Raw genomic sequence first — 10820 nt, forward strand, 5'->3', positions numbered from 1 at the left:
GAGATACTTTGGATTTTTTCGTGATTAATTTTAATCTGAAAAGTGTTTCCGTGACTAATTCAATAGTTTTAGTCTGCAATTCCTTAATAGTAATGCCAGGTTTTACTGAATTAATTATTTTCTTCTGAATTTGAAGCACCTCGTTGTATACTTCTTTCTGTCTTTTATTAAATTTTCCTGAGGCGGGGAAAGTTCTTGAAATATCTGCATTATATTCATTATATTTCGCACCAACATCTAAAAGCACCAGGTCATTTTTTTCAATCTTTGAATTGTTTTTTTCATAATGCAGAATTGTCGCATTCTTACCACTTGCAACAATTGGGGAGAATGCAAGTTTCTTTTCTCCTCGTCTGATACATTCAAATCTGAAATATGCTTCTAATTCATATTCCATCATTCCAGGTTTGGCATGCTCTAATGTACTTCTTATTCCATCGTTCGTATATGAGATTGCTTTCTTTATATTTTCTATTTCCTCCTTGTTTTTTCGCATGCGTAGTTTTGATAAAAATGGAGTTACTTTTTCAATTCTAATTGTAGGGTAATGCTCTTTTATGAGATTTAGTTGTGCTAAACTATAAGAAAGATTAGTATTTATTAAGGAGGTTTCATAGTCATAATAGCACATATTTGATGAGAGTGCATAAGAATGAAGATGCCTTTCAAATTCGTCTGTATAATAAACGGTTTCTATGCCAGAAATTTTCTTTGCATCTTCTTTAGACATTTTTTTTCCAAGCCAGACTTCAAGTTCAGGGATGTTTCTTTCTATAAAAAGCAATTCCATATTTTTCTTGCCTTTTTTATGCATAATAAGTTTAGCATTAGGCACATTAAGACCTGAAAGATAATAAAAATTCCTGTTTTGTACAAATTCAGTGGGTAATGTGCCGGGTCCTGTTCTGGCAGCATAAAAAATTGCAAGTGAATTGTCATCCATCATTCTAAAAAGTTTTTTCCGATTAGAAATGAAAAACTGCTTATTCATATAATCCTTTCTAATTAGTTGATTAATTTAAACCGTAAATTTGATTTTAAATAAAGCTTGGCAATATTTTCATATTTGAAATGTATCTTACTAAATGATACCTACAGATTTCTTAATTACTTAGAATTATTTATCATTAAATAATTCCATCACCTTTTGCATATCTTCAGGCATATCTTTTTTAACAGAAATTTTAGTTTTTGTAATGGGATGGATAAATTCTAATCTGTATGCATGCAAAGCCTGTCGTGTTAAAATTGAAGTAATAACTTCATTTATCTTATTTTTTACTGAAAAGGGTACTAAATTCAACATCTGCTTTTTAGAAGAATATATTTTATCACCCATTATAGGATGGTGAATATATGAGAAATGCACTCGTATCTGATGAGTTCGTCCTGTTTCTAAATATACTTTTGTTAAGTCAAAACCCGGAAAAGATTTTAAAACTTTATAGTGCGTTATGGCTACTTTGCCTTCAGGTCTGACTGACATTTTCTGTTTATTTTTTGGATTTCTTCCATAGAAAGTTTTAATTGTTCCTTCTTGTTCGAGTAAGGTCCCCATCATTAATGCAAGATATACTTTTTGAATTTTATGATTTTCAAACAACTTTTTTAGTAATGAATGAACATAGTCATTTTTAGCAATAATCATTAGACCAGAAGTGTCTTTATCCAGTCTGTGTACAATTCCTTGTCTGAATGACGTATTTAAATTTGAGAGCTTTTTAAAATGATAGATTAGTGCATTGACGAGTGTCCCTTTATAATGCCCGGGAGCGGGATGAACAACCATTCCAGCAGGTTTATTTATGATTGCAATATCATTATCTTCGTAAGCGATATCTAAATCAATATCTTCTGGAACTATATTCTTTTCTTCCGGGAGCGGAATTTTAACTATTATTTCTTCATTGCCATTTAGAATTTCACTCTTTCTGGCAATCTTGCCATTGATTGTAATTAGATTGTTTATTAGTAATTTGTCTATGAAGCTGCGGGAATAAAGGTCTTTTCTTCCAAGACTTGCTAAATATTTATCAATTCGGATTTTTTCATTGCAATGCGTGGTGATGGTAATCTCTTTTTGTATATTAATGTTCTTGTTTTGGTTTAACATTATTTACATTAGTATCATATAATCTTTTTAAATCAATATCAGTAATAATTATTACCATTCCTTTAAATCTTCCTTCTTCATCGTGAATAATTCCGTTTTTGAATGTAATATGTTTTTTGATTTTTGGGAAGTAGATTTTTCTTTCTGGAATCAGTATCTTTTTTGCAATGGCTTCTTCAAAATATTTTAATATCTCTCCTTCAAAATGAAAATCAAGTAAAGATGGGTTGTTTTCAACAGAAGATATTCCGAGTAAGTTTTGTGAATGATTATTAATCAGAACGATTTCGCATTTATCATTAATTATTATAACTCCATCGTTAATATTCTTTAATATTAAATCAAGGCGAGACCGATTTTCAATAATTTTATCTTTCTTGGCTTTATCAAAGTCTCTTAAATTCTTAAGCATAATATTTGTTGAATTAATTAGGGATGAAACTGGTCCTTTATTATACTTTTCAGAGATAGTAATATCCAGTTTTCCTCTCTCTATTTCATTAAATACATTTTCAATAGGTTTGAAAGATTTATTAAGAATAATTGGAATATAGAAGAGTAAAATAATTCCAAGAATAATTTCAACAAAAAGGAAAATGTATTCTATACTAAGCATTCTATCTCTTATCAGGGAAAAAGGGTCACTTCCGTCAGTATAGGAAATTTTTGTAACATAATGTATGATTAGTGCTGATTCAATAATTATAAGAATCAGCAATAGAAGAACTATTATTCTTAATTTTGTTTGAAAAGAATATTTCATAGTCAACTCCTTTCCGTCTGGGCGCCGCGACCGATGAAGAGCCTTATTTTAAACTCATATTATAATTTACATATAATTATAGACATTCACTAATATTATTACTTTTTTTTGATTTGTTTTTCAGACATTTTAATCAATTTATCAATATCTAATTTTTTCCCTATCACTAAAATAGTATCTCGTTCATTTAAGACATCATCAGCAGAGGGAATAAAATTAGTTTCTTCTTTAACGATATTATCTCCGTTTTCAGCAACTGTTGGTTTGGAACTTTTTATAGCAATAATACTTACATTATAATTATTTGTGATGTCTAATTCTTTTAATGATTTACCGATGAAAAATGGGGGTGTTGAAATCTCTACTAAGCTGTGGTCTTTGGAGACTTCCATATAAGTGAATATATGTTGCGATACCAACAGATTAGCAATTTCTCTTCCAACATATTGTTCTGGAAAGATTGTTCTTTGTACCCCCATAATTTTTAGAATTCTCGCATGGAGCACGCTATCAACTTTAGCGATAATTTTTCCGACTCCAATTTTTCGTAAGATTGCTGCAGTGAGAATGCTTACTTCTTTATTTCCACCAATTGCAAGAACTACAGCGTCAACATTATTTATATTTGCAGCTTTCAATGCTTGTTCATCAGTAGAGTCCAGACAGATTGCATTAGTAACAAAACTTCTAACTTCCTCTACTTTTTTTTCATCATTATCGATGGCTATTACTTCAGCTCCTTTTTTCGTCAGGGTTTCTGCAACAGTTATTCCAAATCTACCTAAACCGATTACAGCAAATTGAGACATAGTAATCCTCCTAAAAAGATTTATAAAGATTTAATCTTTTCAATCTTTTCCCGATGAATTCACCCTTCGTAGCTCATCCTGCGTCCTGATTTGTCGGGACAATCTTTCAATCTTAATCATGTCAATAGAATATTACCTAACCATAGAGTTTCAAGTTTTTTATTTTAATCTTCTTTTGTTTTCTAATTTATCCAATTGCTATATTCTCTTCTGGGTAATGATAGTAAGTCTTTATCTTCTTTTCACCTAATGCAAAAGCAATTGTAAGTGGACCAACTCTGCCAAAATACATAAGAAGTATAATCGCAATTCTGCCAATTGCAGTCAAGTTTGGGGTTAATCCCATTGAAAGACCGACAGTTCCAAAGGCTGAAAAGGCTTCAAAAATAATCTTCTCAAAAGGAGATTTTTCGGATAGGCAAAGCACTAAAATAAGAACAATTAATATGGTCAAAGCGATAGCTACCAGAGACATAACTTTTTTTGTAACTTTTGGCGAAATTGTACGATTAAAAACTTCCACTTCTTCACGACCTTTAATGATAGACCAGACAGAAAGGATTAGAACCGCAAAACTGGTAGTTTTTATTCCACCTCCGGTTGAGCCAGGTGAGGCACCAATAAACATTAATACTATCATAAGTAATGATGTTGCATAGCCTATCTTTCCAATGCTCATTGTATTGAAACCAGCAGTTCTTGTCGTTACAGATTGAAATACAGAGGCCATTAATCCATTTTTCAGAGGTAGATTTTGAAATTGATTTTTATATTCAAATAGAAAAATCAATATCGCACCTACAACAATCAAGAAAATTGTTGAGCTAATTACAATCTTTGAATGCAAAGAAAACGATCTAACCTGTTTTCTGTTGAAGATATTATTTTTAATATCTAATAACACTCCAAAGCCTATACCTCCACAAATTATTAGAGAAATCATAACAATATTCATTAATAAGTTGTTTTGAAATTGAGTAAAACTATCTGAATACAAACAAAATCCTGCATTACAAAAGGCTGAAACCGAATGGAATATAGAGTATCCCACGGCTGTTTTGATATCAGGTATAACAGTATGAAATTTGATAAACAAAAGCGCTGTACCTATAATTTCAAAGGAGAAGGTTGTAATCAAAATCGCTTTAATGAGCTTGGTCATGTTCAGTTGACCAGCTTCACCCAAGACACCTTGCATTAACGATTGTGGGCCTAAACTAAGCCGTCTGCCCAAAAGCATAATCAGCATAGTAGAAAAAGTCATAATGCCCAATCCACCGATTTGCAGAAGGAGAAAAATAATTATTTTACCGAATAAAGAGAAGGCAGTCCCGGTATTTAATACTATCAAACCAGTAACACAGGTTGCAGATGTTGCAGTGAAAGTTGCATCAATAAGACCTATGCTTTCACCATCAGAAGATGCAATTGGTAAGCTTAAAAAAGTTGAACCAAGCAAAATAACAAATGCGAAACTGATTAAGATAACCTTTGCAGGATGATTTCTGAATCTTGAAAAAATATTTACAGCTGGTTGTGAAGTAGCAAGTTTGTCTGAAAATATCACAGCCTGGCGAAGAATAACATAAGATTGAAAGATAAGTGGATGTTCTGACAGTAAAAAACAGACAATAACTGCAGTTAGGTCTACAATAATTTTCTTAATGTAATCCAGATTACCTTTATGAAACGCAATTTTTACAATATTAAGAATTGCAAAATAGAACAAACAGATTTGAGTTATTTGGCTGAAGACTGGGAGTGATATTTGTAGTAAATATTTATAAATTAAAAAAATTACAAAAGCAATTGCCACAGGAAACATCAAAAATTCAAGGAACTTCCAATATTTCGGGCTTTCCTTATAATAATTGTACATAGGCATAAATTTTAATAATTTAAGAAATTATAATTAATTTGTGATAGTATTGTAATAAAATATTTTGACTCAATCGCTTTATTTTCCTTTGGAATGATATTTTAACTTTAGCAAAATTAATGTTTAGGTGAAGGTAAACTTACATAAATTTATTAACTTAATAAATGTGTTTAAACCTCTAATTTTTTCTATTAACACTTAGCCGTTTAGCCTCCTTGACTTTCGTGCTTTTACCTTTTAATTTTCTAATATAAAATAGCTTAGCCCGTCTTACATGTCCACGTCTAATTATTTCTATCTTTTCAATCAGAGGTGAATATAATGGAAAAATTCTTTCAACAGCAATCCCATGACTAATTTTTCTAACAGTAAATGTTTTATTAATTAGTGAACCGCGTTTTTGGATTACAATGCCCTGAAAGGTTTGGATTCGTTTTTTTTCTACTTCTACTATTGTAAAATGAACTTTAACCGTATCTCCAGCTTTAAAGGATGGAACATTTTTCTTAATACTCTCTTCACCAATTTTTTCCAATATATCCATGATGACACTCCATTGTTTTAGTTCTATTTTTTGCTTTTATTCATATTCTGCGATTAATCTGTCAAGAGTTACAGAAACCGCACTTCTTACTGAAAGATGATTATAGTCTTTAACTCCTTTGATTCTCTGAAGATGGAAATTGCTCTGGTTAATGACTGCATCAGTAAGTCCATTGCCAGTGCCAAAAAGAATCAATTTTGGAAAAGACCTTTTTAAAATTCTCCTCACTTCTTTGTATTTGAGACTTCCAGAGACTTTTCTTGCACCAGTTGAAATAACGATTGGAATTTTATCAAACTTCTTTTCAATCCAGGCTTTTGCAGACGAAATATCTGGCATAAACTCAATTGTATCAAAAGCATCAAATCTATCAACATTGTACTTTTTGGCAAAGTCTGATTTCCAAAATTTTTTTAGTCGTCTAAAGATTTCCTTTTGAGATTCTTGTGGATTAATGATAAAAAAATTCATTATACCATAAGTTTTGCAAGAACGAGCAATATCGTGCAAATCTAAATTTGTGATAGATGTACAAACAGTTTCTTGCTTTTTATTATATACAGGATAATGCACTAAACCAACATAGATATTATCATACATTAGTTTGTACCCCCCTAAGTTTTGTAAGCTCAACTCTTTTGTTTTTTTGCCATTCTAATATCTTTTTATGATTACCGGAAAGTAAAATATCTGGAACCTTAAATCCCCGATAGTCTCTGGGGCGAGTATAATAGGGGCAGTCTAATAATTTATCTTGAAAAGAATCAGTCTCTGCAGATTCAATATGAGTTAGAACCCCTTTTTGCAACCGTGCAATTGAATCAATAATTAGCATTGCTGGTAATTCTCCACCAGATAAGATATAATCTCCGATAGATATCTCGCGATTTACTAAATGCTCGCGAACTCTGTAATCAATATCTTTATAATGACCACAAATAAGTATAATATAACTTTTCTTTGAAAGCTTCCTTGCAATATTCTGATTATATTTTTCACCTTGAGGCGTTAAATAAATTATGGGAAATTCTTTACTTTTTATCAAATCTTTTCTTTTATCCTTTAGAAAATCAATTGCTTCAAAGATAGGTTCAGGTTTTATTACCATACCAGGTGCTCCGCCATAAGGATAATCATCAACCTGTTTATTTTTGTCATGGCAAAAATCTCTAAAATTTATAAGTTCAACAGAGAGTATATTTTTCTTAATAGCACGATTTACAATGCTTTCGGACAACGGACTTTTAAACATTTCCGGAAAGAGTGTTAGAACATCAATTTGCATCAAGTAATCCCTCAATTGGATTGATTATAATTTTCTTATCCTTCTTTAGAATTTTTTTGACAAACTTATCACAAAAAGGGATGAGAATTTCTTTTTTCCCATCTTTTACAACTAAAATATTATGTGCATTAGTTGAAAAGATATAGTCAATTTTTCCAATTATTTTGCTATCTTTAGAAATTACCTTAAATCCATCAAGTTGAAATTGATATATCTCATCTTTTTTTAGTGGATAAAGTTCTTTTTCAGGAATCATAATTTTACAATTTTTTAATCTCAAAGCCTCTGTTTTAGTATTTACATTTTTAAATTTAATGGATATATTGTTATTAGTAATTTTGCATAATTCAATTGATTCTATACAAACGGTATTATCGGGAAATACAATAAAAATTTCTGATAGTTCTTTAAAATGTTCTGGAAAATCAGTTTCGGGAATAATGGAAACAGAGCCATTATTCCCGATTGTTTTTTTAATAATACCAATGGAAATTAGATCTTCAACTTCCATTCATAATTATTATTACTCAATGATTTCTAACTCAGCTCTTTTACCCTGTTTGGTTGCTACTGAATTAAGAATGGTTCGCATAGCATTAGCAGTTCGTCCACCTTTACCAATGACCTTTCCGACTTCGCCTTCGCCAACACGCAATTCATATAGAGTAACTCTTTCTCCGGCTACCTCTTTAACAGAGACATCATCAGGGTTATCAACTAATGCTTTAGCCATGAATTCGACTAACTCTTTCATTCTTCACCTCCTGCATTGATGTTATTCACTGATTTCTCAGCGCTTTCATTAATTTCAATATTTTCTTCTTCAATTATTCTCGATTGCCTTTTTAATAATACCAATGGAAATTAAATCTTCAATTTCCATTAATAATTGTAATTATTCGAGAATTTCTAACTCAGCTCTTTTACCATGTTTGGTTGCTACTGAATTGAGAATAGTACGCATAGCATTAGCAGTTCGTCCACCTTTGCCAATAACCTTTCCGACTTCGCCTTCGCCAACTTTCAATTCATATAGAGTAACTCTTTCTCCAGCTACCTCTTTAACAGAGACATCATCAGGGTTATCAACTAATGCTTTAGCCATGAATTCGATTAACTCTTTCATTCTGCACCTCTTGTATTGATGTTATTTACTGATTTCTCAGTGCTTTCTCTAATTTCAATATTTTTTTCTGCAGTTATATCTGACTTCTTATTTGAGACTTTCTTACTATACTTCATCTCATGGATTTTTTTTAGAACTCCAGCACGTTTTAAAAGAGACTTTACTGTAGGTGATGGAATTGCACCTTGACCAAGCCAGTAGATTGCTCTTGCTTCATCAACTTTATATTTTAATTCCTTTGGCTTTGGGTCGTAAAAGCCAATTCGTTCAATAAATTTTCCATCTCTCTTTTTTCGGGAATCAACAACCATAATTCTATATGAAGGCTGATTCCTACTACCAGTTCTTCTCAATCTGATTTTTACTGACAATTATACCTCCAAAATTAGATAGTAATTTATTTTTAATATGAAAATAGAGTCAAGTTTTTTCAATTAAAAAATTTCTTTTAATTTTAATATATTGTCAATTAGAATATCTGCTTCCTTCAATTCTGATTTATTTCCATATCCATATAAGCAGCCAATCGTAATGCAGCCATTCTGCTCTCCTGCTTCTATATCATAGAATCTGTCACCAACTACAGCCGCTAAATTGCTATTAAAATCTTTTATTAAGTTTTTTATAATCTTGCGTTTTATTAATCCAGGTTTATCGCCAATACATTGTGTTTTATTCATATATTTATCAAGGTGGAACACATCAATCACGGTATTAAAATAGAAAGAACTACAATTGCTCACCAATGCTAAATTATATTTTTTTCTTTGAAAATACTTCAGGATATCAATCACACCATTAAAAAGTCTGCCTTTGCCATTCCGAAGAGCTTCTGACTCATTTTTTTGTATTCCTGCAAAGACTTCGTCAATAAGATAATTATATTTTGCGGGTAGAATATCCTGATAAAATTGACGAGATGGCTTTCCGACTTCTTTTAATATTTTTTGTGGGGAAGGGATTTCCGAATTTATTTTATGCCTTTTAAAAACATCGCAGATTGCTTTCTGGATAGCACCTACGCAATATGTATCTGATTTCAATAAAGTTCCATCCATATCAAAGATTATGGTATCTACTTTTTCAATGTTTTTCATCTGAAAATCGATCCTAACCACAAAGGACACAAAGCAACCACAAAGGACACAAAGAAAATAATATAACAACATTAATCAATGGAAATAACATTTTCATTCTCCTTTGCGTCCCGATTTGTTTTCTGGACAAGAATATTTCATTTGGATTGAAACGGGTGATAGAGAAATTTATCTGTCAAGAAAAGAGAAAATTTGACATAATTTTTTTATTAAAGACAAGTTGGGTTTGAGAGGAATAGAAAAATAAACAAGAATTTGGAAAGAATTAATTCCAAATTTGCAATTAAAAAATTTGTTTTTCTATTCAGAAAGGAATAATATTATGCTTACTTTACATACAACTCAAACAAAGACAAAAATTATACTTTTAAAAGATGAATTTTTTCAATTAATTAAAAAATTTAAGAAGATAGAACCTGTTGAAATTATAGATGAAGATCCAGATTACTTAACTGAAGAAGAGATGAAAGCTCGTACTGAAGCCTTAAAGGAATTGGAAAAAGGGGAGACAGTTTCAGCAGACGAATATTTTAGGAAACGATTTCCAAAAGAAAATGTAAATGTATAAAGTAGAGTATTCTCAAAAATTCGAAAAGTTCCTGGATAAGCAATCTGACCGTTTTATAAAGCGATTTGAAAAAAGCAGGAAGAAATTGCAAAAGTAATAATTATCGCTGAATATAAAAAACTCAATGGCTTTAAAAACGATTATCGTTTGAGAATTGGGACATATCGTTTTTTCTATACAATTATTGAAGATCGTAGTTTGATCTATTTTTATCATGCTAATTCAAGAGGTGACATCTATAAAAAATAGGGAAAAATCTGATAAAAATTTGACAAAATATTTTAATATATAATTTTATTAAATAAGCATATTTTCAAAAATAAAATCAATGAGGAGGACAAATGAAAAGAGTTTTAGTAGAGATAAACGATGACTCTTATAACAAATTTTTAGATACAATAAGTAAACTTCCAGATGATAAAATCCGTTTTTGGGAGGAAATAGATAAAGATGATTTTTTCACTGCTGATGACAACAAAGTCTATCAAAAAGCAATAGAAGAATTGAAAAAAGGTAGAGCTATCTCATTAAATAAGATAAAAAAAGAATTAAATGTATGAAATAAAGTTTTCCAGAGATGTTTTTAATTTTTTGACGAAAAGGAATAAAAACTTCCAGAAAAAACTGGTTAATCGT

The 10820-nt window shown here is 30.6% G+C and carries 14 protein-coding genes and 1 pseudogene; 2 read left to right on the top strand and 13 right to left on the bottom strand.

Annotated features, from left to right (window positions below; translation table 11 throughout):
- From U9R23_03950 to U9R23_04010, 13 genes and pseudogenes are all read right to left on the bottom strand, one after another.
- A partial coding sequence (locus U9R23_03950; GenBank protein MEA3475582.1) for an aminopeptidase P N-terminal domain-containing protein occupies positions 1-991 on the bottom strand: 991 nt, incomplete at its 3' end.
- Positions 992-1117: 126 nt separating this feature from the next.
- Positions 1118-2113 (bottom strand): RluA family pseudouridine synthase, encoded by a 996-nt coding sequence (locus tag U9R23_03955; protein MEA3475583.1) that lies wholly within the window; start codon positions 2111-2113, stop codon positions 1118-1120.
- Positions 2088-2876 carry a hypothetical protein gene (locus tag U9R23_03960; GenBank protein MEA3475584.1) on the bottom strand — a complete coding sequence of 263 codons (789 nt, stop codon included), beginning with the start codon at positions 2874-2876 and terminating at the stop codon, positions 2088-2090. The genes U9R23_03955 and U9R23_03960 overlap by 26 nt, the downstream gene beginning before the upstream one ends.
- Before the next feature lie 98 nt (positions 2877-2974).
- Positions 2975-3685 carry a TrkA family potassium uptake protein gene (locus tag U9R23_03965; protein ID MEA3475585.1) on the bottom strand — a complete coding sequence of 237 codons (711 nt, stop codon included), beginning with the start codon at positions 3683-3685 and terminating at the stop codon, positions 2975-2977.
- Between the two features lie 187 nt (positions 3686-3872).
- Positions 3873-5570, bottom strand: coding sequence for a TrkH family potassium uptake protein (locus U9R23_03970; GenBank protein MEA3475586.1), 1698 nt, complete (start codon positions 5568-5570; stop codon positions 3873-3875).
- 172 nt (positions 5571-5742) lie between these two features.
- Complete coding sequence (rplS, locus tag U9R23_03975; GenBank protein ID MEA3475587.1) at positions 5743-6108, bottom strand: 50S ribosomal protein L19; 366 nt, start codon at positions 6106-6108, stop codon at positions 5743-5745.
- 36 nt (positions 6109-6144) lie between these two features.
- Positions 6145-6708 carry an RNA methyltransferase gene (locus U9R23_03980; protein ID MEA3475588.1) on the bottom strand — a complete coding sequence of 188 codons (564 nt, stop codon included), beginning with the start codon at positions 6706-6708 and terminating at the stop codon, positions 6145-6147.
- Positions 6701-7393, bottom strand: a complete 693-nt coding sequence (gene trmD, locus U9R23_03985; protein MEA3475589.1) for a tRNA (guanosine(37)-N1)-methyltransferase TrmD — start codon at positions 7391-7393, stop codon at positions 6701-6703. The genes U9R23_03980 and trmD overlap by 8 nt, the downstream gene beginning before the upstream one ends.
- A complete protein-coding gene (rimM, locus tag U9R23_03990; GenBank protein MEA3475590.1) occupies positions 7383-7904 on the bottom strand; it encodes a ribosome maturation factor RimM in 522 nt (173 codons plus the stop codon). Before rimM ends, trmD begins: the two co-directional genes overlap by 11 nt.
- A gap of 12 nt (positions 7905-7916) precedes the next feature.
- Positions 7917-8147 (bottom strand): KH domain-containing protein, encoded by a 231-nt coding sequence (locus tag U9R23_03995; protein ID MEA3475591.1) that lies wholly within the window; start codon positions 8145-8147, stop codon positions 7917-7919.
- A gap of 141 nt (positions 8148-8288) precedes the next feature.
- Positions 8289-8519: a KH domain-containing protein gene (locus U9R23_04000; GenBank protein ID MEA3475592.1), complete on the bottom strand. Its 231-nt coding sequence runs from the start codon at positions 8517-8519 to the stop codon at positions 8289-8291.
- Positions 8520-8620: 101 nt separating this feature from the next.
- A pseudogene (gene rpsP / locus U9R23_04005) lies at positions 8621-8890 on the bottom strand (30S ribosomal protein S16).
- A 63-nt stretch (positions 8891-8953) separates the two neighbouring features.
- Positions 8954-9616: an HAD family hydrolase gene (locus tag U9R23_04010; protein ID MEA3475593.1), complete on the bottom strand. Its 663-nt coding sequence runs from the start codon at positions 9614-9616 to the stop codon at positions 8954-8956.
- 322 nt (positions 9617-9938) lie between these two features.
- Between U9R23_04010 and U9R23_04015 the strand changes: the two genes are divergently transcribed.
- Positions 9939-10184, top strand: coding sequence for a hypothetical protein (locus U9R23_04015; protein ID MEA3475594.1), 246 nt, complete (start codon positions 9939-9941; stop codon positions 10182-10184).
- A 341-nt stretch (positions 10185-10525) separates the two neighbouring features.
- Positions 10526-10744 (top strand): hypothetical protein, encoded by a 219-nt coding sequence (locus tag U9R23_04020; GenBank protein MEA3475595.1) that lies wholly within the window; start codon positions 10526-10528, stop codon positions 10742-10744.
- Positions 10745-10820 lie beyond the last annotated feature (76 nt).

The sequence above is a fragment of the Candidatus Cloacimonadota bacterium genome (assembly GCA_034722995.1).
Lineage (GTDB): Bacteria > Cloacimonadota > Cloacimonadia > JGIOTU-2 > JGIOTU-2 > JAGMCF01.

What these genes read in the sequence shown, in the direction of transcription:
- U9R23_04010 (MEA3475593.1), bottom strand. Translation starts at nt 9,616, where the DNA reads ATGAAAAACATTGAAAAAGTAGATACCATAATCTTTGATATGGATGGA.
- U9R23_04000 (MEA3475592.1), bottom strand. Translation starts at nt 8,519, where the DNA reads ATGAAAGAGTTAATCGAATTCATGGCTAAAGCATTAGTTGATAACCCT.
- trmD (MEA3475589.1), bottom strand. Translation starts at nt 7,393, where the DNA reads ATGCAAATTGATGTTCTAACACTCTTTCCGGAAATGTTTAAAAGTCCG.
- U9R23_03955 (MEA3475583.1), bottom strand. Translation starts at nt 2,113, where the DNA reads ATGTTAAACCAAAACAAGAACATTAATATACAAAAAGAGATTACCATC.
- U9R23_04015 (MEA3475594.1), top strand. Translation starts at nt 9,939, where the DNA reads ATGCTTACTTTACATACAACTCAAACAAAGACAAAAATTATACTTTTA.
- rplS (MEA3475587.1), bottom strand. Translation starts at nt 6,108, where the DNA reads ATGGATATATTGGAAAAAATTGGTGAAGAGAGTATTAAGAAAAATGTT.
- U9R23_03965 (MEA3475585.1), bottom strand. Translation starts at nt 3,685, where the DNA reads ATGTCTCAATTTGCTGTAATCGGTTTAGGTAGATTTGGAATAACTGTT.
- U9R23_03970 (MEA3475586.1), bottom strand. Translation starts at nt 5,570, where the DNA reads ATGCCTATGTACAATTATTATAAGGAAAGCCCGAAATATTGGAAGTTC.
- U9R23_03960 (MEA3475584.1), bottom strand. Translation starts at nt 2,876, where the DNA reads ATGAAATATTCTTTTCAAACAAAATTAAGAATAATAGTTCTTCTATTG.
- U9R23_03995 (MEA3475591.1), bottom strand. Translation starts at nt 8,147, where the DNA reads ATGAAAGAGTTAGTCGAATTCATGGCTAAAGCATTAGTTGATAACCCT.
- U9R23_04020 (MEA3475595.1), top strand. Translation starts at nt 10,526, where the DNA reads ATGAAAAGAGTTTTAGTAGAGATAAACGATGACTCTTATAACAAATTT.
- rimM (MEA3475590.1), bottom strand. Translation starts at nt 7,904, where the DNA reads ATGGAAGTTGAAGATCTAATTTCCATTGGTATTATTAAAAAAACAATC.
- U9R23_03980 (MEA3475588.1), bottom strand. Translation starts at nt 6,708, where the DNA reads ATGTATGATAATATCTATGTTGGTTTAGTGCATTATCCTGTATATAAT.